Source organism: Cryobacterium arcticum, from assembly GCF_001679725.1.
Taxonomy (GTDB): Bacteria; Actinomycetota; Actinomycetes; order Actinomycetales; family Microbacteriaceae; genus Cryobacterium; species Cryobacterium arcticum_A.
In genome coordinates, this window is the sequence record NZ_CP016282.1 from 2970913 (window position 1) to 2996231 (window position 25319).

Annotated in this window: 22 protein-coding genes; 14 read left to right on the plus strand and 8 right to left on the minus strand. The window is 70.3% G+C overall.

Annotated features, from left to right (window positions below):
- Positions 1 to 59 precede the first annotated feature (59 nt).
- Together PA27867_RS13405 and PA27867_RS13410 are read right to left on the minus strand one after the other, a co-directional pair.
- Positions 60 to 710, minus strand: a complete 651-nt coding sequence (locus PA27867_RS13405; RefSeq protein WP_084021142.1) for a flavin reductase family protein — start codon at positions 708 to 710, stop codon at positions 60 to 62.
- The gene (locus PA27867_RS13410; RefSeq protein WP_084021144.1) at positions 707 to 1297 is read right to left on the minus strand and encodes an NADPH-dependent FMN reductase; all 591 of its coding nucleotides are present in this window, start codon (positions 1295 to 1297) and stop codon (positions 707 to 709) included. The genes PA27867_RS13405 and PA27867_RS13410 overlap by 4 nt, the downstream gene beginning before the upstream one ends.
- A gap of 507 nt (positions 1298 to 1804) precedes the next feature.
- On the opposite strand from PA27867_RS13410, the gene PA27867_RS13415 reads away from it, so the two are divergent.
- Positions 1805 to 2593, plus strand: coding sequence for an alpha/beta fold hydrolase (locus PA27867_RS13415; RefSeq protein ID WP_066597132.1), 789 nt, complete (start codon positions 1805 to 1807; stop codon positions 2591 to 2593).
- 377 nt (positions 2594 to 2970) lie between these two features.
- Here the strand turns inward: PA27867_RS13415 and arsM are convergent, their stop codons facing one another.
- Entirely contained in the window at positions 2971 to 3735 is a 765-nt protein-coding gene (arsM, locus tag PA27867_RS13420; RefSeq protein ID WP_066597134.1) for an arsenite methyltransferase, read from the minus strand.
- A 300-nt stretch (positions 3736 to 4035) separates the two neighbouring features.
- Between arsM and PA27867_RS13425 the strand changes: the two genes are divergently transcribed.
- The gene (locus PA27867_RS13425) at positions 4036 to 4449 is read left to right on the plus strand and encodes a hypothetical protein (RefSeq protein WP_066597136.1); all 414 of its coding nucleotides are present in this window, start codon (positions 4036 to 4038) and stop codon (positions 4447 to 4449) included.
- Positions 4450 to 4666: 217 nt separating this feature from the next.
- Here PA27867_RS13425 and PA27867_RS13430 read toward each other — a convergent pair whose 3' ends face one another.
- On the minus strand, positions 4667 to 5404 hold the full coding sequence (locus PA27867_RS13430) for a pyridoxamine 5'-phosphate oxidase family protein (RefSeq protein ID WP_066597138.1): 738 nt from the start codon (positions 5402 to 5404) through the stop codon (positions 4667 to 4669).
- A gap of 99 nt (positions 5405 to 5503) precedes the next feature.
- Between PA27867_RS13430 and PA27867_RS13435 the strand changes: the two genes are divergently transcribed.
- The 12 genes from PA27867_RS13435 to PA27867_RS13495 all read left to right on the plus strand — a co-directional run bounded on the left by PA27867_RS13435 (position 5504) and on the right by PA27867_RS13495 (position 19683).
- Positions 5504 to 7006: a PLP-dependent aminotransferase family protein gene (locus tag PA27867_RS13435; RefSeq protein ID WP_066597139.1), complete on the plus strand. Its 1503-nt coding sequence runs from the start codon at positions 5504 to 5506 to the stop codon at positions 7004 to 7006.
- A gap of 829 nt (positions 7007 to 7835) precedes the next feature.
- Complete coding sequence (locus PA27867_RS13445) at positions 7836 to 8378, plus strand: flavin reductase family protein (protein WP_157109231.1); 543 nt, start codon at positions 7836 to 7838, stop codon at positions 8376 to 8378.
- Positions 8379 to 8382: 4 nt separating this feature from the next.
- Positions 8383 to 9276, plus strand: coding sequence for an ABC transporter ATP-binding protein (locus PA27867_RS13450; RefSeq protein WP_066597147.1), 894 nt, complete (start codon positions 8383 to 8385; stop codon positions 9274 to 9276).
- A 5-nt stretch (positions 9277 to 9281) separates the two neighbouring features.
- Positions 9282 to 10172, plus strand: a complete 891-nt coding sequence (locus PA27867_RS13455; protein ID WP_084021427.1) for an ABC transporter permease — start codon at positions 9282 to 9284, stop codon at positions 10170 to 10172.
- 130 nt (positions 10173 to 10302) lie between these two features.
- The gene (locus PA27867_RS13460; protein ID WP_066597149.1) at positions 10303 to 11400 is read left to right on the plus strand and encodes an ABC transporter substrate-binding protein; all 1098 of its coding nucleotides are present in this window, start codon (positions 10303 to 10305) and stop codon (positions 11398 to 11400) included.
- A gap of 206 nt (positions 11401 to 11606) precedes the next feature.
- Entirely contained in the window at positions 11607 to 12689 is a 1083-nt protein-coding gene (locus tag PA27867_RS13465; protein WP_066597151.1) for an LLM class flavin-dependent oxidoreductase, read from the plus strand.
- Entirely contained in the window at positions 12686 to 13393 is a 708-nt protein-coding gene (locus PA27867_RS13470) for a cysteine hydrolase family protein (protein WP_066597152.1), read from the plus strand. Before PA27867_RS13465 ends, PA27867_RS13470 begins: the two co-directional genes overlap by 4 nt.
- Positions 13390 to 14745: an NtaA/DmoA family FMN-dependent monooxygenase gene (locus PA27867_RS13475; protein WP_066597154.1), complete on the plus strand. Its 1356-nt coding sequence runs from the start codon at positions 13390 to 13392 to the stop codon at positions 14743 to 14745. Before PA27867_RS13470 ends, PA27867_RS13475 begins: the two co-directional genes overlap by 4 nt.
- Complete coding sequence (locus PA27867_RS13480; protein WP_066597155.1) at positions 14742 to 16409, plus strand: MFS transporter; 1668 nt, start codon at positions 14742 to 14744, stop codon at positions 16407 to 16409. Before PA27867_RS13475 ends, PA27867_RS13480 begins: the two co-directional genes overlap by 4 nt.
- A gap of 443 nt (positions 16410 to 16852) precedes the next feature.
- The gene (locus PA27867_RS13485) at positions 16853 to 17530 is read left to right on the plus strand and encodes a response regulator transcription factor (RefSeq protein ID WP_066597158.1); all 678 of its coding nucleotides are present in this window, start codon (positions 16853 to 16855) and stop codon (positions 17528 to 17530) included.
- Positions 17523 to 18971, plus strand: a complete 1449-nt coding sequence (locus tag PA27867_RS13490; protein ID WP_066597160.1) for a sensor histidine kinase — start codon at positions 17523 to 17525, stop codon at positions 18969 to 18971. Before PA27867_RS13485 ends, PA27867_RS13490 begins: the two co-directional genes overlap by 8 nt.
- 121 nt (positions 18972 to 19092) lie before the next feature.
- A complete protein-coding gene (locus PA27867_RS13495; RefSeq protein ID WP_066597162.1) occupies positions 19093 to 19683 on the plus strand; it encodes a PepSY domain-containing protein in 591 nt (196 codons plus the stop codon).
- A gap of 41 nt (positions 19684 to 19724) precedes the next feature.
- On the opposite strand, the gene PA27867_RS13500 is transcribed toward PA27867_RS13495, so the two are convergent.
- From PA27867_RS13500 to PA27867_RS13515, 4 genes are all read right to left on the minus strand, one after another.
- The gene (locus PA27867_RS13500) at positions 19725 to 20264 is read right to left on the minus strand and encodes a hypothetical protein (RefSeq protein ID WP_157109232.1); all 540 of its coding nucleotides are present in this window, start codon (positions 20262 to 20264) and stop codon (positions 19725 to 19727) included.
- A 124-nt stretch (positions 20265 to 20388) separates the two neighbouring features.
- Complete coding sequence (locus PA27867_RS13505) at positions 20389 to 21594, minus strand: NmrA family NAD(P)-binding protein (RefSeq protein WP_066597165.1); 1206 nt, start codon at positions 21592 to 21594, stop codon at positions 20389 to 20391.
- Positions 21595 to 21708: 114 nt separating this feature from the next.
- Positions 21709 to 23808, minus strand: a complete 2100-nt coding sequence (locus tag PA27867_RS13510) for an alpha-galactosidase (RefSeq protein ID WP_066597166.1) — start codon at positions 23806 to 23808, stop codon at positions 21709 to 21711.
- A 137-nt stretch (positions 23809 to 23945) separates the two neighbouring features.
- Positions 23946 to 25277 (minus strand): ABC transporter substrate-binding protein, encoded by a 1332-nt coding sequence (locus PA27867_RS13515; protein WP_066597168.1) that lies wholly within the window; start codon positions 25275 to 25277, stop codon positions 23946 to 23948.
- Positions 25278 to 25319: the final 42 nt, after the last annotated feature.

The window sequence follows — 25319 nt, forward strand, 5'->3', positions numbered from 1 at the left end:
AAGAACCGGCGTGGCACGAGGTGTGAGGTGCCACGCCGGCCGATGGGGGCCGAAGCCGGTTACGCGGCCTTGGGCTCCGCGGGAACCAGGCTGCGGAACGCCGCGGAGTGGTAGATCAGCGGGTCGCGGTCGTCGCTCACCTTGAGCGATTTCACCTCGAGCAGCACGATCGTGTGGTCGCCGGCGGGGGTCTCCGAGTAGATCTCGCAGTCGAGCCAGAGCGACGAGCCCTCGACGAACAGCGCACCGAGGTCGGTGGTGCGCGTGTCGATGTTGGCGAACCGGTCGCCCTTGCGGGAGGCCAGCTGGTAGCACTCGCGGCCGTGGTCGCTGCCCAGGATCGAGACGCCGATGCGCTCGCCGCGGCGCAGCACGGGCCAGGTGGTGGAGCTGTTCTGCACCGAGAACAGCACCAGCGGCGGCTCGTACGAGACGCCCACCGAGAACGACGAGGCCACGAGACCGGTCGGCTCGCCGTCGATCACGGCGCAGAGCGCGGCCACCCCGGAGGGGAACTTGCCGAACGCCCCGCGGATGTCGCTCGGGTCGCTGCTGATGGTCTGCAGGCCGTGCTGATCGGTCGGTTCGAGGGCCGTGACGATGTCCAGGTCGAGGTCGATGTCGCGCTCGGTGTGGGTGAGCGGCTGGGCGGACAGCGTCGGTTCCAGGTCCAGATCGATCGCTGCGTCGGTGCGGTCGCGGGGACTCATGCGCTCACTCCGTTCGAGACGGGGGCGGATGCGCCGGCGGCGGTTTCGACATCCGTTTCGGGATTCTTGCCCAGCATGCCCATCACCAGCGGCTGCAGCAGGCGGAGCACGGCGAGGTTCTCGGCGGCCCAGGCGGCCACGATCTCCTCCATCTTCTCCATCTGTCCGGTGACGAAGTAGAGGCCCTTGGTGGGCACGCTCGCGCCGAGCTCGACGAGCAGCGGACGCAGGTTCACGTCCGGGCCCATCGAGTGGCTGAGGTCGGCGCCGGTCATCACGGGGATCGCGGTGACGCCGCGCAGGCCGTTGGCCGCGTACCGGTCGAGGAAGCCCTTGAGCAGGCCCGTATAGGTGGCCTTGTAGGTGGGGGTGGCGACGACGAGCAGGTCACTGTCGGCGACGGCCTGGTTGAGCTCGGCCATCTCGGCGGAGGGCCACTCGAAGATGTGGCTCGAGTACTCGGCCAGGTCGATGACCCGCAGGTCGTAGGTACCGGCGACGAGCAGCTCGTCGACCAGCGTTTCCGCAAGCTTGAGGGTGCGGCTCTGGGGCTTGGGGTTGCCCACCAGAATGGTAATTTTCAGCATCGTGTTCCTCCATCGAACCACTGGATCAGGTCTCGAACTCGATGCCGGCTACCAATCCGGGTGCTCAGGTGTGCGCAGAACGCACACATCAAGCACCGACGTGCATAGCTTCGTCATCGAATTCGATGAGTGAGCCACTGAGGATTGGTGTCTCAGATGGTGAGCAACGGCTTACGTCGCACTCATAGTCTGCGGGCGCCGGGTTGCCGTGACGTGTCCCGTTTATTACGTCTGTGTTTCGCCGTTGCCCGGCAGGGTGAGCAGCCGTCTGACCGGGTGTTTTGCGATCTCACGCCGGAGATGGTGCCGATAAACGCGGGCAATTTCATGAGACGCCGCGGTACGCCGGCCGCTGCGACGGCGTCTCGCGAGCTTCTCTGCCTGGACAGACGACCCCGGCTGCGGGCGGCGGGCGGATGTGCGGGCATCCGTTGCAGCGGCACCGCACCCACCGCACCCGCCGTGGCTGCGGGCATCGAGCCCGCGGCGTATGGTGCAATAGAGCCGATGCATACTCCCCCAGCCCCGCCCGCCCGCACTGTCATCTCCCCCGACAACGTGCAGATCGCCACCTACGAATTCGGCGACCCCGACGCCCCCACCGTGCTCGCGGTGCACGGCTTCGCCTCGAGCGCGCTGGCCAATTTCCACGCGACCGGCTGGATCCGCGACCTCGTGCGCGAGGGCTACCACGTGATCGCGATCGACCAGCGCGGCCACGGCCAGAGCGACAAGCCGCACTCCTCGGACGCCTACTCGATGGACCTGCTCGTCACCGACGTGCTCACCGTGCTCGACACCTTCATGCTCGACGAGGTCGACTACGTGGGCTACTCGCTCGGCGCCCGGGTCGGCTGGCACGCCGCCCGATTCATGCCCACCCGCATCAACCGCGCGGTCTTCGGCGGCATCCCCGATGGCGATCCGCTCACCCGGTTCCGGGTCGATGAGGCGCTCGCGTTCGTGCGCGAGGGCACCCCGGTGACGGATGTGCTCACCGGTGCGTACCTGAAAATGGCCGGCGCCATCCGTGACAACGACCTCGAGGCGCTCATCGCCCTGGTCGAAGGGATGCGCGACGGCCCGCAGCCGCACGCCGCCAACGCGCCCGAGCAGCGGGTGCTCTTCGCCACCGGCAGCGAGGACCGCATCCTCGAGGCCTCTCGCGCCCTGGCCGAGGCCACCCCGCGGGCGGCGTTCTTCGAGATCCCCGGACGCAACCACTTCAACGCGCCCACCTCCCGGGCGTTCCGGGATGCGGCGATCAAGTTCCTGGGGCTGCCCGGCTCGGACTGACCGCGGGCCCGACCGTCCCGCCGGGGTGGCCCGACGAGTGGGCGCGACGCGCAAACAGGTCGCGGGGTCTCGACAAGCTCGACCAACGCATGGGCGCAACCATCCCGCAGGTCACGCGGTCTCGACAAGCTCGACCGACGCGCGGGCGCGACCACCCCGCAGGTCACGGTGTCTCGACAAGCTCGACCGACGCGTGGGCGCGACCATCCCGCAGGTCACGCGGTCTCGACAAGCTCGACCGACGCGTGGGCGCGACCATCTCGGTGGTCGAGCTTGTCGAGACCCAGCGAGACGACGTGTGGGCGCAACCATTTCGCTGGTCGAGCTTGTCGAGACCCGGCGAGACGGCCTGCCGACGTAACCGCGCGGCGGTCCGGCTAGCTCGGCTTGACGGCCTTGATGATGGCGCCGTGCATCTGCGGGGCCACCTCGTGGGTGAACTCCACGCTGACGTCGGTGAAACCCGCCGTGCCCAGCGCCACCCGGTACTCCTCCTCGGACAGCGCCCCGGCGATGCAGCCCGCGTACGAGCCCCGCTCAATCCGCTCGGCCTCGCTGAGCTGGTTCTCGGCCACCACGTCGGAGAGGCCGAGGCGTCCGCCTGGTGCGAGCACCCGGAACATCTCGCGGGCGACGGCGTTCTTGTCGGCCGAGAGGTTGATCACGCAATTGGAGATGATCACGTTCACCGTGGCATCCGGCAGCGGGATCTCTTCGATGAAACCCTTGAGGAACTCGACATTCGTGGCGCCGGCCTTGGTTGCGTTCGCGCGGGCCAGGGCCAGCATCTCGTCGGTCATGTCGAGGCCGTAGGCGAAACCCATGGGGCCTACCCTGCGGGCCGAGAGCAGCACGTCGATGCCGCCGCCGGAGCCGAGGTCGAGCACCGTCTCGCCTGGCAGCAGGTCGGCCACGGCGGTGGGGTTGCCGCAGCCGAGGCTGGCGAGCATCGCCTCGTCGGGCACCTCGGACTGCTCGGTTCCGCTGTACAGCGCCGAGCCGAATTCCGCGCCGGTCTCCAAGGGCGTGCCGCAACAGCCGCCGGATGCGCTGACATCCGTCACCTGAAGCGCCTGCGCCGCATAGCGCTCGCGCACCAGCTCGGTGATCGCGGTCTTCTCGGTTGCGGTCTTCTCGGTCATGCGCATCTCCAGACATAGACGTATATCGATATAGCCAGTATGGCGAGAAGATCGACGGTCGTCAATGACCGTCCTTCGGCGGAGTGCCGGCGGGCGCACCGCTCAGACAGAACTGTTGCCCATCCGGAGATATGGCCCGGTGCGCCGGGACCATCTGTCCACAGCGGGACCTGTTGCGCCGGCCCTTCGCACGCGCGCACGCCAGTGCCCCGTCCGCCCGGCACCATCCCGGCGGCGAGAGCGCACACCGCGGGCCGTACACTGAGCCATCGAGTACACAGCGGCGAGAGGACCAGCGGCATGACGGACATCGGAGCCACCGGGCGCATCCAGCCCGAGTCGACCGAGCACGCCATGCTGCGCGCCCTCGGCGAGCGCCTCGGCGTCGCCCTCGAGTCGCGTACCCTCACGGTTCCCGGCGGACTGCGCGTGGAGGTGGAGGGCATCGACCCCGCCGCGAGCGTGCTCGTACAGCTCGTGGCCAACACCGGCACGCCCAAGTCGTCGCACCGCAATAAGGCCATTGCCGACATGCTCAAGCTGGTCTGGCTGCGCGGCGTGCTGCCCACGAGGCCGCGCCTGGTGATCTGCATCAGCGAGCCGCTGGCCCGCTTTTTCACCCCCGCGTCGTGGCCGAGTGCCGCCGCGGCCGATATGCACGTGGATGTCTACATCTTCCGGCCGGGCGCGCCGCTGGAGCTCCTCACCCGCTGAGCCCTGGCCTTCGGAACACCGTCAAGTCACTCAGTTGGGAACTTCGCACGGGTGACGGGCCGCCGCACTGTGCGACGTTCCGAACTGAGCGCACAACGCGCGGTCGGAGGCGCTCAGCGGGGCGGGATCCGGCGATGACCGTCCGTGACGGTGGCCCTGAGCGTGCAGACGACGCCGACAGCAGCGAGGGTGACCAGGCCCGCGCAGAAGACGACGATCATCCGGCCGCGCTCCCGGACCCGGACGACACGGACGCGAGGCGGGCCACGTAGGCCAACGCCGCGGCCGAGACCGGGGTGCCAGCCGGAGTGAGCTCCGAGGTCTCCGGTGCCCCGGCCGTCGCCCGCAGCGGCAGCACCCCGGCCCAGATCGACCGATCGTCTCCGTCATCCGCCGACTCGGAGGCGCCGTGGGCGCGCACCTTCACGCTGGCCTCGTCCAGAGGCAGCCGCAGCACGAGGGTCGCGGCGAGCTCACGTTTGGTCATGGCGCGCACCTCGTCCCAGCGACCGGGCATCAGGTGTTCGGACACGACACGCATGGCCTCCTCCTTGTCGGCGGCATCGACCACGGTCGGCACGCCGAACACGACGGCGCTGCGGTAGTTCATCGAGCTGTCGAACAACGAGCGGGCGTAGACGAGGCCGTCGAGGTGGGTCACCGTGACCGAGATCGGGGTGCCGGATGCCATCGCCCGAAAGATCCCGCTGCCGGTGGAGCCGTGCAGATAGATGGCGTCATCGCCGCGGCCGAATCCCATCGGCAGCACGAGAGGCAGACCGTCGCGCACGATCGCAACGTGGGCGACAAGGGCGTCGTCCAGGATGGCGTAGAGCTCGGCCCGGTCGGTGCGTTGGCGCTCGGGAGCGCGGGTGATGCGGGTGCGGTCGGTGACGGGCAGCGTGGCGGATGTGGCGCCGGGCGCGTCGGTTCGGGGCTGTGTGGAGTGGGGCATGCTACTAGGATCAAGCGCGGAGTGGATCGGCGATAGAGCCAGTTCTGACCACTTCGACTAGACCGGTTATCGGATGCGCCGACCGCGGGAGGAACCACGATGAACGCCCACGAGCTGCCGATCCTGCTCGACCGGGCGTCGGAGCTGCCCCTCGCCGCCCAACTCGCCACGGCCCTGCGCCGCGCGATTCTCGACGGAGTGCTGCGCCACGACGAGGTCCTGCCGTCGACCCGCATGCTGGCCACCTCGGTGCGGGTGTCGCGGGGAACGGTGGTTGCCGCCTACGACCAGCTCGCCGGTGAGGGTTATCTGCTGGCCCGCCCGGGCTCGGCGACGCGGGTGATGGTGGAGCGTCCCGAGACGCTCACCGACGCCGTCGTCGACAGCCGCGGATCCCTCTCCCGAGACCTGGCCCGGCCCCCGGCCCCCAGAGGGGCGCAGGACACCTCGCCTCTTCCCACTCCCCCGCCGATGATCGATCTGGCCCCCGGGCATCCGTCGACCCAGACCCTCGTCGACCCGGCCTGGACCGCAGCCTGGCGGTGGGCCGTCGCCGCATCGGGGCGGAGCGACTCGCCGCCGCCCAGCGGCACACTCGAGCTGCGCACCGCGATCGCCGAACACGTGCGGCGAGCGCGGGGCCTGGCCTGCCGCCCGGAGGATGTAATCGTCACGGCCGGCACCAGCGACGCCCTGGCGAGCATCGGGCTTGCCCTCGCGACTGTCGTCGGCGAACACCAGCCCCAACCCGCCCCGCGGATCGCGGTGGAGGACCCCGGCTACCCCACCGCCCGCCGGGTGCTGCGCCGGGTGGGCGCACGCCTGCAGCCGGTGCGCACCGACGAGAACGGCATCGACCTGGCCGCGCTCGCCGCGGTGACCGCGGCGCCGCACGCGGTGCTCGTCACGCCCAGCCACCAGTACCCGCTGGGCAGCAGCCTCTCGGTTCAGGCGCGGCTGGACCTGCTCGACTGGGCCCGGGCATCCGGCGCCGCGGTCATCGAGGACGATTACGACAGCGAGTTCCGCTTCGGCACCTCGCCGCTGCCGGCCCTCGCCACCCTCGACACGTCGGGCCGGGTCGCCCTCGTCGGCAGCTTCTCCAAGACCGTCACCCCGTGGATCCGGTGCGGCTACATCGTGGCCACCGGCGACCTCGGGGCGGCGCTGCACGAGGTGCGGAACGACCTCGGCCCGTCGGTGTCCGGCGTGCAGCAGGCGGCGCTCGCGCATTACCTCGGCAGCGGCGGTCTGGCCCGCAATGTCACCAGGGTGCGCCGCGAGTACGCCCACCGCCGCGCCCTGGTGATCGGCGCCCTCGGCTCGCTGCCCGGAGTGCGGCTGTCCGGCCTCGACGGAGGGCTGCACGTTGTGGTGCACCTTTCGCCGGCCACCGGGGCAGGTACCACCGGCACGGATGCATCCGCTCTCGTCGCGCACGCCGCCGCGCGCGGGGTGCGGGTCGCGTCACTGGCCGACTACGCGGTTGTCGACCGGGGGCAGCAGGGCCTCGTGCTGGGCTACGGCGCGCCGACCGACCTGGAGCTCGGGCGCGCCCTCGAGGTGCTCGCCCAGCTCCTCGCGCACTCCGCCCGGACCTGAGTTGCGGGAGCGTCCGCGCGCACGTCACGGGGTCTCGACAGGCTCGACCACCGGGATGGGCACGCCCCGCAGGCACGTCACGGGGTCTCGACAGGCTCGACCACCGGGATGGGCACGTCCCGCAGGCACGTCGCGACCACACGTCGGTCGAGCTTGTCGACGCCGTGCTGAGCCTGTCGAAGTAGACCTCGCAAGCCGACCTCCCGGACGCACCAACGCACCTCGACCACCGGGATGGACACGCCCCGCAGGCACGTCACGACCACACGTCGGTCGAGCTTGTCGACGCCGTGCTGAGCCTGTCGAAGTAGACCTCGCAAGCCGACCTCGCGGACGCACCAACGCACCTCGACCAGCGAGATGGGCACGCCCCGCAGGCACGTCACGGGGTCTCGACAGGCTCGACCAGCGAGATGGGCACGACGCGTAGGCACGTCGCGACCACACGTCGGTCGAGCTTGTCGAGACCTCGCAAGCCGACCTCGCGGACGCACCAACGCACCTCGACCACCGGGATGGGCACGTCCCGCAAGCACATCGCGACCACACATCGGTCGAGCTTGTCGACGCCGTGCTGAGCCTGTCGAAGTAGACCTCTTAAGCCGACCTCGCGGACGCACCAACGCACCCCGACCGACACCACCGGCACCCGGCCCGTGAGTTTACCTGCGCGTAACAGCAGACGGACTTTCGCGAAATCTGCGCCGCCTACTGTGAAAGCCAACGGACCTCCGCGGGCCATTTGCCACTCGACTCACTCAGTCGGCTGATCACTTCACCCGCTCGCTCTCCTCCTCTCGATCTCTCGAAACGTGCCTTGGAGGCCAGCGTGCAGCAAACCGATCCCCGACCCACCACGACGGATGTCCCAGTCCCCGTGCCCGCCGACGCCCCGGGCACCGCGATCTTCGACCCGGCCGAACTCCGCCGGGCCCTCGCCGGCATGGCCACCTCCGTCACCCTCGTCACCACGACGATGAACGGCACCGCGTACGGCTTCACCGCCAACAGCTTCACCAGCGTCTCGGTGACCCCGCCGCTCGTGGCCGTGTTCCTGGCCGAGACTGCCGAGAGCTACCCGGCGTTCGCCCGCACCGACCACGTGGCCATCAACATCCTCGCCGACGACCAAGGCGATGTGGCCCGGCACTTCGCCACCAAGGGCATCGACAAGTTCTCCGCCGTCACCCTGCACGGCGACTACGACCGCGTTCCCGTCGTCACCGGCGCCCAGGCCTCGCTCCTGGGCCAGGTGCACGAACGCTGGACCGTGGGCGACCACCTCATGATCATCGTGCAGGTCGACGAGGTCATCCGCACCGAGCGCATCCCGCTCGTCTATCAGAACCGCGAGTTCAGGAAGCTGGTCTGACCCCATGACCCTCACCTCCCCCTCCGCACCGACCGCAGTCTCCAGCAGCACGGCCGACTCGATCTCGATCCGCGGCGCCGTCAAGATCTACGGCTCCGGCCCCAGCCAGCACGTGGCGCTGCAGAACGTGGACGTCGACATCAAACGCGGCCAGTTCGTCAGCATCATCGGCCCGTCCGGCTGCGGCAAGTCCACCCTGCTGCGCCTCATCGCCGGCCTCGAAACCGCCGACTCCGGCACCGCCGAGGTCTTCGGGGTCACCCCTGAGCGTGCCTGCGCCGCCAAGATGATCGGCCTGGTTCCGCAGGCTCCCGCCCTGCTGCCGTGGAAGGATGTGCTGGGCAACGTGAGCATGCCCGCCAAGGTCAACCGTCGCGCCGACAAGTTGCGCCGCCGCATCCACGGTCACCTCGAACGCCCCGCGCCCGACATGCTCGACCTGCTGGGCAAGGCGGGGCTGACGGATGCGGTGCACAAGCTGCCCGCGCAGCTCAGCGGCGGCATGCAGCAACGCACCGCCATCGTGCGGGCGTTCGGCGTGCAGCCCGACGTGCTGCTCATGGACGAACCGTTCTCCGCGCTTGACGAATTCACCCGCGAGTCGATCCAGGAGCAGCTGCTCGACATCTGGGACGAGAACAAGACCACGGTCGTCTTCGTCACCCACTCGGTCTCCGAGGCCGTGCGGCTCTCCGACAAGGTGCTCGTGATGTCGGCCCGCCCGGGCCGGATCACCGCATCCGTGGACATCACCCTGCCGCGCCCGCGCAGCCAGGCGATGCTCAAGACTGCCGAGTTCCACCACTTCGAAGACGTCATCCGCGACCACCTGCAGACCGCCTGGCAGGAGAACCCGATCACCGGGTCCACCCCGATCCCGGCAGGAGCCGCCCAGTGAGCGTCATGACCGAACCCGCAACGATCCAGGAGAGCCCCGTGACCGCCGCCACGGCCCCGGCCGCCCAGAAGTCCGGCAAGAAGTCCGGCAAGAAGTCCACCAAGAAGTCCGGCCTGCCCAAACAGCTCGGCTTCCTCCGCCCCGCCTACTGGCTGCCGCTCGCGGTGCTGCTGGTGGCGCTGGGCATCCTGTGGACCATCACCGCCGCCGACAGCCCCTACCTGCTGCCGCCGCTCGCATCGGTGGGTGAGGCGCTGGCCGCCAACCCCGGCTTCTATCTCAGCAACGCCTGGGCCACCCTGGCCGTGGCGCTGGTGGGCCTGGCCATCGGCTTCGTCGCCTCGTTCGTCCTCGCGGTTCTCGTCTCCGAACTTCCCATCGCCCGGCGGGCCATCATGCCCATCGCCGTGGTGCTCAGCGTCACCCCGCTCGTGGCCATCGCCCCGGCCCTGGTCGTGGCGTTCGGTTTCGGCCCGGAGCCCAAGCTCATCGTCACCGCGCTGATCTGCTTCTTCCCGATCCTCATCAACGTGGCCACCGGCCTTCGCTCGGTCTCCCCCGCGGTGCTGCAGGTTTTCACTACCCTGCACGCCTCCCGCCTCGAGATGCTCTGGCACGTGCGGATGCCCAGCGCCCTGCCCTACCTCTTCACCGCCCTGCGGGTGGTGTTCCCGCTCTCGATCATCGGCGCCGTGGTCGCTGAGCTCTCCGCCCCCGGCGCCGCCGAAGGCCTGGGCACCGTGATCAGCGTCGCCTCCTCGAACAACCGCCTCGCCGTGGTCTACGCGGCCATCCTGTGCCTGGCGATCATGGGCTCGCTGCTGCTGCTCATCATCACGGCCATCGAGGACCGCGTGCTGCACTGGCACGAGTCCCGCCAAGGCGCCAAGAGCTGACACCCCCGAACCTTTTCTGCCGCAGTACCCGCAGCATCCGCACCACAGCCCTGTTTCACGCGTACCCGTTTCACGCACCATCTCCCCGCATCACCCGTCCCCTCTTCCCCCACCGCACCAGGAGACCGCTATGCCCATTCGCCCCACCCACGCGTTGGCCGCCGTTGCCATCGCCGCCCTCACCCTCGGCCTCGCCGCCTGCAGCCCGGCAGCCGACGACGCCGCGTCGACCGACACGGCCGCCGCGGCCAGCGCCATCTCGGCCGACCGCTGCGAGCTGAACAAGGCCGCCGGCACGATCAACTTCCTCACCGGGTACCAGTACCAGGCGTCGGTGTCGATCCTCAACATCATCGCCGCCGACCAGCTGGGCTACTTCGACGCCCTCTGCCTCGACGTCGACATCCAGCCCGGCACCGGTGACACCAGCCAGAATGCCCAGCTGCTCGCCTCCGGTCAGGTCACCATCACGAGCGTCGACGAGCAGAACCTCATCACCGCGCAGGACAACGGCATCGACGTCACCGGCATCGCCACCTACTCCAACGTGGGCCTGGAGATCCTGATGACCGGCACGGACATCACCGACCTCACGCAGCTGGACGGCACCATCCTGGGCCAGAAGGGCAACCTGCCGCCGGCCGTGGGCGCCATGCTCACCAACGCGGGAGCCGACCTCTCCTCGATCCAGCAGGTGGTCGTGGGCTACGACCCCTCGATCCTGCCGCGCGGCCAGGTGGACTCGCTCACCGGCTTCATCTCCAACGAGCCCAACCTGCTCGAGGCCGCCGGCGAAGACGTCACCGTCTGGCGCCCCTACGACTTCGGCGTGGCCGGGTCGCTGGGCAGCCTGGCCGTGAACAACGAGTTCGCCGCCGAGAACCCCACCGCGGTCGAGGACTTCCTCCGCGCCAGCCAGCACGCCTTCGACTACTGCGGGGAGAACGGCGAGGAGTGCGTCGGTTTCGCCGCCGACCTCTCCGGCGAGGGCTTCGACGCCGCGCACAACCTCAAGGTCTGGACCACCGAGTACGACATCGTCACCGAGAACCAGGCCACGGATGCCCCGATCGGCCTGATCGACTTCGACAACGTCACCGCTGAGTCCGGGTTCCTCGTGGACAGCGGCCAGATCGCCAAGGCCCCGGCCGACCCGACCGCCTACTTCGACAACAGCTTCATCGAGGCGATCTACGACGGCACCACCCTCATCTGGCCGGCCCCGTAACCCGGCTCGCCGCGGCGCCGCGCTGAGCGGCGGCCCGGTAGCACTGAGTTGCGGGCATCCCTCCTTCGTCTTCGCAATGAAGGCGGGATGTCCGCAACTGAACCACCCCAACCTTCATCAGCCTCCCGCACCACGTCCGTCTCGGCCCTCGCCGTCTCCGTCGCAGCCTCCCGGTGTTCCACCACAGCAGAGAAAGAGTGTTTCCCATGTCAGCACGCGAGTACGGCGTCTTCCTCCCGATCGGCAACGGCGGCTGGTTGGTGTCCACCACCGCGCCGCATCCCGACGGCAGCTACGAGTACAACAAGACCACCGCGGTGCTCGCCGAGCAGGCCGGCCTCGACTTCGTCATGTCGATGGCCAAGTGGCGCGGCTTCGGCGGCTCGACCGACCACTGGGGCAACACCCTCGAGTCGATGACCATGATGGCGGGCCTGGCCGAAGCCACCGAGAAGGTGAAGATCTGGGCCACCGTGCACGCCAACATCCACAGCCCCGCCATCGCCGCGAAGATGTTCGTCACCCTCGACCAGATCTCGAACGGCCGCGCCGGCATGAACATCGTCTCCGGCTCCTACGCCGACGAGTTCGAGCAGATGGGGCTCTGGGACGCCACCATGTCGAAGGAGGCCCGCTACCAGATGGTGGAGGACTGGACCCGCGCCGTCACCCGGCTCTGGACCGAGGACTCCGTGACCATGCAGAGCGACACGTTCACCCTCACCGACTGCGTCTCACGGCCGCACCCGCGCGTGCAGCCCACCCTGATCAGCGCCGGCCGCTCGCCGCGCGGACGTAAGTTCCAGGCCGAACTCTGCGACGGAGCGTTCCTCTCCGGCGACACCATGGAGGAGCTGCGCGAGTCCTCCCGGGACGTGCACGACCAGGCCGCGGCGCTCGATCGTTCCGTGAAGACCTACGCCATGCTCACCGTGGTGATGGGCGACACGGATGCCGACGCCCAGCGACGCGTCGACGTGATCGGTTCCGGCGTCGACGTGGAGGCCCTCGCCAACATGCGGGTCTCCTGGGGCATGCCGCGCGATCGCGCGACCTCCTGGACCGAGTCCGCCACCGGGCAGGACGCCTTCCAGACCCCGTACGTGGTCGGCTCACCCGACACCGTGCTCAACCACATCAACACCGTCGTCGAGGGCGCCGAACTCGACGGCCTGATGCTCATCTTCCCCGATTACCACGCCGATCTGCCCGCCTTCGGCGAGGCCGTGCTGCCCACCCTCCGTGCACAGGATGCCGCCCGTACGACGAGCGGACTGGTCGCCTCGTGAGCGCCGACGACGCCTTCGCGGGCCTGTCCAACCGGGCCGGTGCCCTGCTCGTCGTGGACGTGCAGCGCTCCTTCGCCGACCTGGGCTACCTCGCCGACTACGGCCTCGACACCGCGGCAGAAGAGTCCATCAACGCCGCGATCCGCAGCACCGCGGGCCTCGTCGACGCCGCCCGCGCGGCCGGCGTGCCCGTGGTCTGGATCGAGCTGGCCTCGGACCCGGAGCAACTCTGGGGCGCCAGCAACTGGTTGCGCGGCCGCGGTTTCGACGAGCCGATGGACGACACCGAACCCTGCGTGATCGGCACCCCGGGCGCCGACTGGTACGGCCTGGAGCCGGCCGCCGGCGAACCGCGCGTGCAGAAACGGCACTACAGCGGCTTCCAGGGCACCGAGCTGCACGCCCTGCTGCAGGGCCTCGGCGTGGTGTGGGTGGCCGTGGCCGGACTCACCACCGAGTGCTGCATCGCCGCGACCGCGACCGACGCGTTCCAGCTCGACTACCCGGTGCTGATTCCCAGCGACGCCACCGCCGCCTATGAGGTGCGGGTGCACGAGAACGCCCTCGAGATCCTGGCCCTGACCACGGCGCACGTGGTGACGAGCGACGAGCTGGCCGGGTTCTTCCCCGTGCCGGTAGCGGATGCGACGGCGCCCGGCGCGCCCGCGGCATCCGTTCTGACCGGCTCGGCGGTGTCGGCATGACCGCGCCCGAGCAGGACCCGAAGCACCTGCACCTGGCGTTCGACCTGTCGTTCACGCACTCGGAGGGCCGCTGGGCCCGGCCGGGCTCGTGGACCGGCCGCACCTTCCCCGACGTCAAGATGTTCCAGGAGCTCGCGATCACCGCCGAGCGCGGCGGCATCGACATGCTCTTCTTCGGTGACGGCACCGGCCTTCCCGACACCTGGCGCGGCTCCCCCGACGCCGCCGTCGAGTGGGGCGTGCAGTGGCCGCGGCACGACATGAGCCCGTTCATCGCCGCGATGAGCGCCGTGACCCAGAACATCGGCTTCGGCCTGACGTATTCCTCCACGTTCATGCATCCGTTCTATGTGGCCCGGCTGCTCAACTCGCTCGACCACGTCACCGGCGGACGCATCGCGTTCAACGTCGTGGCGTCGACCCGGCGAGCGGATGCGGCCAACTACGGCTTCGACGAGCTGCTCGAGCACAGCAAGCGGTACGAGCGCATGGACGAGTTCATCTCGGTGTGCCAGCAGCTCTGGGACTCGGTGGAGCCCGACGCGATCGTGATGGACCGGGAGACCGGCCGGTTCGCCGACCCGAGCAAGGTGCACGCCATCGGGCACCACGGCGACTTCTTCGACGTGCAGGGGCCGCTCACCAGCGTGCCCAGCCCACAGGGGCACCCGGTGCTCGTGCAGGCCGGCAACTCGCCGCAGGGCATCGCCACGAGTGCCAAGTTCGCCGACCTCATCTTCGGGTTCGGCGGCAACCTGGCCGGCCAGCAGCGGCACCGGTCGCAGCTCGACCTGCAGCTCGCCGCCAACGGGCGCAACCCCGCCGACGTGGGCATCCTCTGGGCCACCCAGCTGGTGATCGGCCGCACCGCAGACGAGGCCACGGCCCGCAAGAAGGAGATGCTTTCCTATTGGGGTGACGAAGCGGTCGGCGCGTACCTGTCGTACAACGCCGGCTACGACTTCTCCACCGTGGGCGACACCATCGTGCTCGGGGAGCTGCAGGCCGAGATCGTGGCCGGCCACGCGTCCCCGTCGGGGTTCGTGGGGCAACTCGTGCAGGAGCTCGGCGGCGACCACTCGCTCTCCCGCACCGAGTTCTTCGAGCGCGGCTGGGAGCACGCCGTGGGCTACAACCAGACCCTCAGCGGCACCGCGTCCCAGCTGGCCGACCAGCTCGAGGAGAACTTCGCGGCCACCGGCTCCCGCGGCGGCTACATGATCGGCAACCCGCTGAGCATGCCCGCGTCGTACACCGACATCATCGACCTGCTGGTGCCGGAGCTCCGCCGCCGCGGCACCATGGGTGCGGCGTACCCCGGCTCGACGCTGCGCGCCAACCTGGCGTCGTGAGCCGCCGCGCGGGCCGGGGCCGCTCGGGCCCCGGCCCGCGCGGTGGTGGTGTTCACATCGGTGCCAACCCGGTCGGCGGTCGCGGCCCCTCGCTCGCCGAGCAGACCCTGCTGCTGTGCTGCCTGATCGGCGCCACCCAGATGACGTGGGGCACCATCGTGCCCGCGCTGCCGCTCTATGTGGACCGCTTCGGAGCGACCGCCCTGGTGCTCGGCCCGATCATCGCCGCGTTCGGTTTCGGACGGGTGCTGGCCAACATCCCCGCAGGCATCCTGCTGCGGTGGTGGAAGCCACGGCCCTATCTCTGGGCGGTGAGCCTGTTGCTCGTGGTGGTGACCGGCCTCACCGGGCTGGCCCCCGGCGCCGATTGGCTGATCGGTGCCCGGGTGCTCGCCGGGGTGCTCGGCGGCGCCGCGATCACCATCGGCTTCGCTATCCTCGTCTCCGGAGCCCCGCCCGCCCGGCGCGGCCGGGTGATGGCCACGGTCACCGCGGTGCAGATGTCGGCCGGGGCGATCGGGTCGTTCCTCGGCGGTCTGGTGCTCACCTGGTTCCCGCTCGAAGCGGTGTTCCTGGTCGCCAGCGTGCCCCTCGCCCTGGTGCTCGCCTGGGACGCCGTGCGCCCCGCCGCACACTACTGGCTCCCCCGCGGCCGGTCCGCGCAGCCGGCGGATGCGCCCCGCACCGTGGTCGAGCCTGTCGAGACCCCGCCCCGCACGGTGGTCGAGCCTTCAGTGACACCTGGCCAGGTCTACTTCGACAAGCTCAGTACGGCGTCGACAAGCTCGACCGACGAGATGGTCGCGACCCACATGCTGGCCTCGCCTTCAGAGGCACCTCACCAGGTCTACTTCGACAAGCTCAGTACGGCGTCGACAAGCTCGACCGACGAGATGGTCGCCACCCGCACGCGTGCTGCGCCTCTCGAGACCGACGCGACCCCGACGGTGGTCGAGCCTGTCGAGACCCCGCGAGCCGACCTCACGACGCACCCCACCACGCTGGTCGAGCCCGTCGAGACCCCGCGAGCTGATCTCGCGTCGCGCCCCGCGGCATCCGAAACCGGCCCCTCGGCGCCCAACTACGCAGGCGTGGGCGTCGCCGCGATCGTCATCGCGCTGGCGCTGAGCTCCTTCGCCACCTTCTTCGCCCGGTTCGGCGGCGAGCAAGGACTCGTGCCCGTGGCGGCCTACGACACCGGGGGTCTCACTCCGCTCACGCTCGGCGTCGCACTGGCCGCGGCCACGCTGCTGTCCCTGGCCGCGCTGCCCGTGGTTGGCTCGCTCATCGACCGCGGCTACCGGCTCGCCGTGCTCGTGCCCGGGGTGATCGCCTCCGCGGCCGCTCTGCTGATCTTCCCGATCGCCAACGGACCGTGGCTGTTCGCCCTGGCGATCGTGCTCTACGGACTCGCCACCAGCGTGGCCGGCATCGTGCCGACTGTGCTCATGAGCGAAGCGGTGCCGGCCCGGCAGAGCGGACTGGTGGTGGGCATCACCCGCACCGCCGGCGACCTCGGCGCGGTCGCGGGGCCGCTCGTGGCCCTGGCGGTCTACGACTCGAACGGGCTCTGGCCGGCGATTCTCGTGATCGTGGCGCTGCTCCTCCTAGCCAACCTCTCGCTGGCCCGGCTGCTCCTACATACCCGCGGGCGCCAGAAGTAGAGCCGCTTCAGCGGCGGCGGCCGCGCCGCATCCGCCCTGCGCAAACTCATTTCGGGAAAAAGCACGGTGCCAGCCCCCGCCAACCGTGCTTTCTCCCGAAATCAAACGCGGCCGCACCACGACGACGACGTTCGATGCCGGTGCGCACCCAGCGAGGTCTCGACAAGCTCGACCGACGAGCGGGGCACGACACACAGACACGTCACGAGGTCTCGACGGGCTCGACCGACGAGCGGGGCACGACACACAGACACGTCACGAGGTCTCGACGGGCTCGACCGACGCGCGGGGCATGACCCATAGACGCGCCGCCGCGCGCATCAGCGCAGGGCCGGGCAGGGCGGTTTCAGCTTGCCTTCAGCGGCATCCGCCAGACTGAGCCGGATAGCCGCGGCAACAGCGGCGCACCGACACGACAAGACCGACACGACGATGGGGGCCGGATGCGAGTGCTGGTGGTGGAAGACGAGGTGCGGCTGGCGACCGGGCTCAAGCGCGGCCTCGAGGCCGAGGGCTTCGCGGTCGACGTGGCCGGCACTGGACCCGACGGGCTCTGGCTGGCCCGCGAGAACGAATACGCGGTGATCCTGCTCGACATCATGCTTCCAGGCCTCAGCGGTTACCGCGTCTGCGAGACCCTGCGCGCCGAGCAGAACTGGACGCCGATCCTCATGCTCACCGCCAAGGACGGCGAGTGGGACCAGATCGAGGCGCTCGACACCGGCGCCGACGACTACCTCACCAAACCCTTCTCCTCCGCGGTGCTGCTGGCCCGGATGCGCGCGCTGATCCGTCGCGGCGCCACCGCCAGGCCCACCGTGCTGCGCGCCGGCGACCTGCACCTCGACCCCGCCACCCGCCGGGTGAGCCGCGGCGACACCGTTGTCGACATCACGTCCCGCGAGTTCGCCGTGCTCGAGTACCTGATGCGCAACCGGGGCTCCGTTGTGAGCAAACGCGATGTGCTGGACAACGTCTGGGATTTCGACTTCGAGGGCGACCCCAACATCGTCGAGGTCTACGTGCGGCACCTGCGCAACAAGGTGGACCGCCCGTTCGACCGGGCCGCGATCGAGACCCTCCGCGGCGCCGGCTACCGGTTGGCGGCCGACGGTGGCTGAGCGGCGCGGCACCCGCGGCCGGTCGCTCCGCGGCCGTATCACCCTCGTCTCCACCGCGATCGTGGCCGCCACCCTCGTGGTCGGGGCGCTCCTGTTCGTGCTGGTGCTGCGCACGGTGCTGCTCGACGAGGTAAACAACGCGGTCGACCGTGACCTCTCCCAACTGCAGACCACCCTGGAGGACACGGGCGCGGCAACGGGCTTCGACGTCGATGACGACGAGATCTTCGTGCAGGTCACCGACGCATCCGGCGCCCTGGTGACCGGCAGCGAGGCTCTCGACGGCACGCCGGTCGTGCTCGAGAAAGACAGTGACGCCCAGGTCGTGCGGCTGCCCGGCGAGGATGCCGCCTATCTCGTGGCTGTCGACGAAGACAACGACGTCACCATCGCCGCCGGTCGCAGCCTGGAGACCATCGACGAGTCGGTGAGCACGGTCGCCTGGCTGCTCGCCGGTGCGGTGCCGCTGCTGCTCGGCGTCGTGGCCCTGCTCACGTGGATCGTGGTGGGCCGTGCCCTGGCGCCGGTCGAACGGATGCGCCGCGAGGTCGACGCCGTCACCGCCGCCAACCTCGACCGGCGGGTGGCCGATCCGGGCCGCGGCGACGAGATCGGCCGGCTCGCCCGCACCATGAACAGCATGCTCGACAGGCTCGACACCTCGCAGCGGACGCAGCGCCAGTTCGTGTCGGATGCCTCGCACGAGCTGCGCTCCCCGCTGGCCTCCCTGCGCCAATACGCCGAGGTGGCCCAGGCGCACCCCGATCGGATGAGCCTGGGCGACCTCTCGGAGGCGGTGCTCGACGAGGGCGCCCGGTTGGAACGCCTCGTGCGCGGGATGCTGTTACTCGCGCAGGTCACCGAGCGCTCTCTGCAGGCCACCGGCCGAGCCGTGGACCTGGACGACCTCGTGCTCGCCGAGGCACGCCGGCTGCGGGACACCATGGCGCTGACGATCGACGCCACCGCCGTCGGAGCGGCCCGGGTGCACGGCGACGAGAACCTGCTCGGGCAGGTGGTGCGGAACCTCGTGGACAACGCCGCCCAGCACGCCGTGGGCCGGGTGAACCTGTCCGTGGGGGTCACGGCCACCCAGGTCGTGCTCGTGGTGGAGGACGACGGGCACGGGATACCGGCCGAGGAGCGGGACCGGGTGTTCGAGAGGTTCGTGCGGCTGGACGAGTCGCGGGCGCGCGCCTCCGGCGGCACCGGCCTGGGGCTGGCGATCGTGCGGGAGACCGTGCAGGCGCACGGCGGCACCGTGCTGGTCACGGCGGGAGCCCTCGGCGGCGCCCGGTTCGAGGTGCGGCTGCCCGCGGCCGACGACGGCTCCGCGGAAGGCACCGGCCCCGATGTCGACGCCCCGCGCCCGGAGGCGACGGGCAGCAAGCCCGACCGCGGCACGGCGGCCGGCGACGACGCATCCGGCGGTCTCGCCTAAAACCGCTCAAGTCGCTTTCTGAAACCGGCTTCAGCGGGCTTCAGCCTGGCTTCAGCACCGCCCCGCCAGAGTAGGGGAACAGCCGCGCACCGCGTGGACACACTCGACCAAGGGACACCTCGTGAAGAAGAAGACCATCTGGATCACCTCCGCCGCCGTCGCCGCCGTACTCGTGGCCGGGGGCGCGGGGCTGGCCATCGCCGACACGTTCGATTCCGACGCCCCGCTCACCGGAAGCACCCTCGACAAGGCCAGCGCCGCCGCGCTCGACGCCGTGGGCAGCGGCACGGTCACCGACACCGAGACCACCGACGACAACACCGCCCAGGCCTTCGAGGTCGAGGTGACCCTCGCGGACGGCACCGACGTCGACGTCGCCCTGGACAAGTCGTTCGCCGTGCTCTGGGTCGACGGCCTGCCCACGGCCGGGGCCACCGCGGTCCCGACGGACGGCTCCCCCAGCACCGGAACCGACGACAATGGCGGCTCCGACCTCGCACCCCTCACCGAGGCAGACCGGTCGTCCGCGTCGGAGGCGGCCCTGGCCGCGATAACGCCGGGCACCGTGGGCACCGTCACCGAGGTCGAGCGCAGCGACGACTTCGATCACGCCTACGAGGTGGAGATCACGCTCGACAACGGCCAGGACATCGACGTCGAACTCGACGCCGACTTCGCGGTCGTCAAGATCGACGACGCACCGACGGCCTAGCCACCTACCCGCGGTCAGGCTGGCGGGGTCATGCCGGCGGTTCAGGCCACGTGGTCGGCGAAACGGGCCAGCATCGTGGTCCCGCTGCGGGACGGCACCGGGCTTGTCATGGCACCGGGCAGGGTTCCCGCCAGGCTGGGCAACGCACCCGGCAGTGTCCCCGGTGTACTCCCCGGCTTGGCCTCCGGCAGGCTGCCACCCGCATCGGTAGCCCGGCGGGCCAGGGCCCGAGCGCGGAGCATCGAGATGAACAGGCGGGCCACAGCGGCCACCAGGGCCAGCGGAGAACAGACGAGCAGCAGCCCGACACCTACCGAGGTCAACCGGGCCAGCACCGCCGCATCCGAACCGATGCCGACCAGGCTCAGCTCCAGGAGCAGGAACCCGGTGGCGGCCACGACGAAGGAAAGCACGAGTGCGGTGACGAGAGCGGGGACCGCGGAGCGCTCCCGGCGCACCATCAGGTTCACCGCGTCGATCACGAACGAGACCGCGAACGGCAGCACAGCGCAAAGCAGAACGACGGCCGGGTAGGCGGCGAGTTCGCCGAACATTTGCGCGCCCGTAGTCACACCAGCCATGTGGTCCCCATCCCCTCAGCACCTGCTGCCCGGGTCAGTGACCCAGTGATGACCGTACCAATCGGGGGGCCCCCGGACGGGCATCCAATCTCCCCCAATTCGGGTCCCCCGCATTCGGGGAGAGCTACAGCCAGGAGTCGCGGTGGTCCTCGATGAAGCGGCGCACGGTGGTGGCCGGCCGGCCGGTCAGCCGGCGGATGCTGCGGTTCGGCAGCCGCAGCGCGCGCAGCCGCACCGACCGGAAAAGTGAAGCCTGCCGGGCAATCTCGGTGGGCGAGGCGCCGAGCCCGGCCAGCCGCTGCTCGAAGTCGGCGTCGGTCGTGGGCGTGTAGCGGATCGGCCGGTCCAGCACCTCGCCGAGCAGCTCCGCGACTTGCGTGTACCCCAGCGCCTGCTCGCCGGAGAGCGCGTAGCTCTTGCGCAGGTGGCCGGACTCGCCGAGCACCCGGGCGGCGACGCGGGCCACGTCCCGCGCATCGACGAACGCCACGTGGGCGGCGGCGGCCGGCAGGGCGATCTCACGGCGCCGGCGGATGTCGTCCCGGTAGGTGCTGCTCAGGCTCTGCAACACCACGTTGGGCCGCAGCACCGTGTAGGGAGTGCGGGTGCGTTTGAGGTAGCGCTCCACGTCGTGCTGCGGCGACCGGGCCTGCAACGGCACGCCCTGCTGCGACAGGAACACGATCTGTCGCACTCCGCTCTCCATGGCCGTGTCGATGAAGGGGATCAGGGTGCGGCCCACCTCGCCGACGGTCGGCGGGAGCACCAGGAAGACCCGGTCCACCCCGGCCAATGCGCTCGCCCAGGTGCCCCGGTCGGCGAAGTCGAACGCCCGCACCGTTGCCGCCTGGGCCCCGGCTGGCAGAGCGGATGCGACGGTCTGACCCGGATGCCCGGCCGCGGGCAGCGCCCCCGGCCGGCCGTTCGCCGCCGTTGCGGCCGGCCCGACCGTGGTGCCGGGCTTGCGGGTGGGGTTCTGCAGGGGTTTCTGGTTGGGCGCCCGGGACGGTTTGCCGAGGGGCCGGCCCGGGCCGGAGCTCTCGGGGCGCCCGCCACCGGCTCGGCCGCCGACGCCGCTGGCGCCGCTGCCGCCGAATCCGCTGCCGGCGGCGGCACCGCCTGACGTGCGGGAGGCTCCCCCGGCAGAGATGCCACTCGCGCGCCGGGCGCCGTCGGCGATCCAGGCGCGTGGGTCGCGCATCCCGGCGACCACGGGCTCCCCGGCCTCGACGAGAGCGTCGACGACGGCCCGACCGATGGTGCCGGAGGCCCCGGTGACGAGCACCCCCGCGGCACGGCGCGACGACGGGGCGGGGCGGGCGTCGGTCATGTCCCTTACGTTAGCGCCGCGAGAGCTCCCACCACCTCGCGAAAGCGGGCGTGTGGTCACCTCAGCGCCACGAAGCAGCCAGACGACCGCTTTCGCGGATGTGGGCGGGTCGGGTCAGACCACGTCGAGGGTGAACAGGGCGGCCTGCTCCGGAGTGAGCAGCGGGGCCGGCAGGCCCACCCGGGAGAGTACGGCGCCCGTGAGCACCAGCTCGGGCGCGCCCTCGGCCAACCAGGCCGGTGGCACGGTCTGCAAAGCGTGCGGCGCCGGACCCACGAGCAACGCCTGCACCCGGTAGCGCCGCTCGGGGTCGAGCCCGGCGAACCGGATCGGCGCGGGCAGCGCTGCCTGGGGTGCGGCCAGCGCGACCTGCGCGAACACCGCGGAGGACGCATCCGCCGCGACGACCCCGTGCAATTCGATCGCCGGATCGGACCCGTCGGTGTGCACCACGACCCCGCCGTGCAGCAGGGCGCGGCGCTCCTTGTACACGGCGATCCACGCGGCGATCTGGTCGAGCTCCGCCGGGCTGGCCTGGGTGAGGTCCCACTCGATGCCGGCGCTGCCGAATAGGGCCGTGGCCAGCCGGAACCCCAGCGCGGAGGTGCGGCCGGTGGTGTGCGCTGTCGCGGCGCCGAGGTGGCCGCCGAGGTACTCCGGCGGCACGAGCACGCTCGTGTACCGCTGGATCTGCTGGCGCTCCAGCGGATCGTTGGTGTCGCTGGTCCAGACCCGGTCCACCCGCTCGAGGATCCCCAGGTCGATGCGGCCGCCGCCGGAGGCACAGGACTCGATCTCCAGGCCCGGCTGCGCGGCGCGCACGGCGTCGATGAGCCGGTACAACGCGGCGGTCTGCCGGTGCGCGGAGCCGCCCAGCAGGTCCCGGTTGTGGTCCCATTTGAGGTAGCTGATCGGGTATTCCGCCAGGAGGGCCGTGAGGCGTTCGAGCAGCCAGGCGAACGCATCGGGGTTGCCGAGGTCGAGCACCCTCTGGCCGCGCCAGGTGGGGGCGGCGGCCGAGCCGAGCAGCCAGTCCGGGTGCGCGCGAGCCAGGTCGGAGTCGGGGTTGACCATCTCGGGTTCCACCCACAGACCAAAGTCGAGGCCGGCCTCGGTGACGCGTCGCACCAGCGGGTGCAGGCCCTCGGGCCATTTGGCGGCGTCCACGAACCAGTCGCCGAGCGCGCGCTGGTCGTCGGTGCGGCCGGAGAACCAGCCGTCGTCGAGCACGAAACGCTCCACACCCACCCGGGCGGCGGCGTCGACGAGCCGGCCGAGCGTCTCCAGGTCGTGGTCGAAGTACACAGCCTCCCAGGTGTTCAGCAGCACCGGCCGCGGCCCGCGCACGGTGGACCAGGAGCGGATCCACGGGTGCAGGCGTGCACTGAGCCCGTCGAGGCCGGCGTCGGAGTAGACCGCCACGGTCCACGGGCTGGTGTAGCTCTCGCCGGCGGCGAGGCTGAGTTCGCCGGGCGCGAGCAATTCGCCGGCGCCGAGCACGGCGTAACCGAGTGCGCTGCGTTCGGCCCAGACCCGCTTGTCGCCGCTCCAGGCCAGGTGCACGGCCCACACCTCACCTTGCCGGAACCCGAAACCGGGCGTGCCGGCCACGGTGAGGTAGGAGTCGTCGTGGCCGGGCCGGCCGTGCCGGAACTCCCGGCTCCAGACGCCCTGGCCGAGGGTGCTGCGCTGCGGGCGGCGTTCGTGGCTCCACAGTCCGGTGAAGTCGAGGATCTCCCCCGCGCGGTCGGGCACCGGAAGGATGGCCTCGAGGCCGGCGAGCTCGAAGCCGCTGTCGCCGGTGTTCGTCAGCGTGTGCCGCAGGCGCAGCACACCCTGCACGGTCAGTTCGAGTTCGGTGGCGACGCTCACGGATGCGGCCGCATCCGCCATCTCGACGGTCACCGCGTTCGCGCCCCGCGCCCGCACGTCGACGAGCTCGAGGGCCGGGTCGGTGTGCCCTGCCCCGGGCCGGAACCCGCCGAGGCCGGGGCGTCCGCTCCAGCCCTCGTGCAGGGTCGGCAGCAGGGAGAGCCTGAGCGGCGAGTCGATCGAGCTGGGGCCCACGGGCGGCACGCTCGCCGCGGCCAGGGTCAGCAGTTCGGGGTCGGTCAGCTCGCCGAGGTCGGCGCCCCAGTGCACGATCACCGGCGCACCCGGCCCGGTGGCGTCGAGAACGAGGCTGCTGCCGGAGGCGCGGAGGTGGGAGATCATGGTGCGGCTTTCTTGCTGGGCGGATGACGGGGAGGTGTCGGTGGTCGAGCCTGTCGAGACCCAGTGACCCACACGACCGTACCGCCCGGTGCGAAACGCGCCGGGCGGTACGGGTAACTCAGGCGATCAAGCGATGTCTACTCCTTGACGGGAATGGACTGCGCCTGCAGGGCCTTGATGGTAGCGCTCTGACCGGTGGTGAGGGCCTCGGCGAGGGTGCCGTTGCCGCTCACTGCGGCCTTGAAGCCGTCCGAGACGTCGTTGTACGTCTGGGTCATGGTCGGACCCCAGACGAAGTCGCTGGAGACCTCGCCGGATGCCTTCGCGAAGACGTCGTAGATCGGCTGGTCGCCGTAGAACTCCACGCCTTCCTTGAGAACGGGCAGGTCGAGTCCGTCCTTGGCGGCCGGGTACAGGTTGGCCGACTCGTTGAGCATGGTGAGCGACTCGCTGGAGCTGTTCAGCCACAGGGCGAACTGGGCGGCTTCGTACGGGTGCTTGGAGCCGGTGAACACTGCGGTGGACGAGCCACCCCAGTTGCCGCTGGCCTCATCGCCGGCTTCCCACTGCGGGGAGGCCGCGACGGCCCACTTGCCCGCGGTGTCGGGCGCGCCGCTGGCGATGGAGTTCGCACCCCAGGCTGCGGAGTTCCAGGTCCACGCTGCGCCGGTGTTGTAGGCGTTGTCCCACTCGGTGGTCCACGGCGGCTGGGTCGAGACGAGGTCCCGGTCGATCAGGTCCTGCCAGTAGTCGGCGACCTTGATGGACTCGTCGCCGGTCAGGTCGACGTTCCAGTCGGTGCCGTCGTTGCCGAACCAAGTGCCGCCGGCCTGCCAGACGAGTCCGGCGAACTGGTTGATGTCACTCTGCGAGAAGTTGGTGATGTACGAGCCCGTAGCGCGTACCTGCTCGGCCGCCGTGGCGAACTCGGCCCAGGTGGTGGGGATCGCGATGTTATTCGCGGCGAAGAGGTCGGCGCGGTAGAACATGGCCATGGGGCCGGAGTCCTGCGGGATCGCGTAGACGGAGTCGTCCTCGTTGAAGCTGACCTGGCCCCAGGTCCAGTCGACGAAGTCGGCCTTGGCGTCCATGACGCCCTCGCAGGAGGCCAGGTTCATCAGGCCGTCCTGCACGCGGAAGTTGGGCAGTGCGTCGTACTCGATCTGGCCGAGGTCGGGCGCGTTGCCGGCTTCGAGCTGGTTGAAGAAGTTGGCGTAGGTGCCGCCGTTGCCGTTCGGGCCGGTCTGCACAGCCACCTGGATGTCGGGATTGGCCTTGTTCCAGACGTCGACGACGTCTTCGATGCCGGGGATCCACGACGTGAAGGTCAGGTTGACCTTGCCATCGGAGGGAGCACAGTCGGCAGCATCGGCGCTGCCGCCGGTCGATGCGGCGGTGGAGCAGCCGGTGAGGGCGACCGTCGCAGCGGTGAGCAGGGCAACAGTGGCCGCTCTTTTCGTGATTCGCATTGTTTTCCTTTGTTGGGGTTTCGCTGAAAAGGAGTGGTGCAA

Coding starts and splice junctions, on each gene's coding strand:
- PA27867_RS13405 (WP_084021142.1), bottom strand. CDS start 710: ATGAGTCCCCGCGACCGCACCGACGCAGCGATCGATCTGGACCTGGAA.
- PA27867_RS13410 (WP_084021144.1), bottom strand. CDS start 1,297: ATGCTGAAAATTACCATTCTGGTGGGCAACCCCAAGCCCCAGAGCCGC.
- PA27867_RS13415 (WP_066597132.1), top strand. CDS start 1,805: ATGCATACTCCCCCAGCCCCGCCCGCCCGCACTGTCATCTCCCCCGAC.
- arsM (WP_066597134.1), bottom strand. CDS start 3,735: ATGACCGAGAAGACCGCAACCGAGAAGACCGCGATCACCGAGCTGGTG.
- PA27867_RS13425 (WP_066597136.1), top strand. CDS start 4,036: ATGACGGACATCGGAGCCACCGGGCGCATCCAGCCCGAGTCGACCGAG.
- PA27867_RS13430 (WP_066597138.1), bottom strand. CDS start 5,404: ATGCCCCACTCCACACAGCCCCGAACCGACGCGCCCGGCGCCACATCC.
- PA27867_RS13435 (WP_066597139.1), top strand. CDS start 5,504: ATGAACGCCCACGAGCTGCCGATCCTGCTCGACCGGGCGTCGGAGCTG.
- PA27867_RS13450 (WP_066597147.1), top strand. CDS start 8,383: ATGACCCTCACCTCCCCCTCCGCACCGACCGCAGTCTCCAGCAGCACG.
- PA27867_RS13455 (WP_084021427.1), top strand. CDS start 9,282: ATGACCGAACCCGCAACGATCCAGGAGAGCCCCGTGACCGCCGCCACG.
- PA27867_RS13460 (WP_066597149.1), top strand. CDS start 10,303: ATGCCCATTCGCCCCACCCACGCGTTGGCCGCCGTTGCCATCGCCGCC.
- PA27867_RS13465 (WP_066597151.1), top strand. CDS start 11,607: ATGTCAGCACGCGAGTACGGCGTCTTCCTCCCGATCGGCAACGGCGGC.
- PA27867_RS13475 (WP_066597154.1), top strand. CDS start 13,390: ATGACCGCGCCCGAGCAGGACCCGAAGCACCTGCACCTGGCGTTCGAC.
- PA27867_RS13485 (WP_066597158.1), top strand. CDS start 16,853: ATGCGAGTGCTGGTGGTGGAAGACGAGGTGCGGCTGGCGACCGGGCTC.
- PA27867_RS13500 (WP_157109232.1), bottom strand. CDS start 20,264: ATGGCTGGTGTGACTACGGGCGCGCAAATGTTCGGCGAACTCGCCGCC.
- PA27867_RS13505 (WP_066597165.1), bottom strand. CDS start 21,594: ATGACCGACGCCCGCCCCGCCCCGTCGTCGCGCCGTGCCGCGGGGGTG.
- PA27867_RS13510 (WP_066597166.1), bottom strand. CDS start 23,808: ATGATCTCCCACCTCCGCGCCTCCGGCAGCAGCCTCGTTCTCGACGCC.
- PA27867_RS13515 (WP_066597168.1), bottom strand. CDS start 25,277: ATGCGAATCACGAAAAGAGCGGCCACTGTTGCCCTGCTCACCGCTGCG.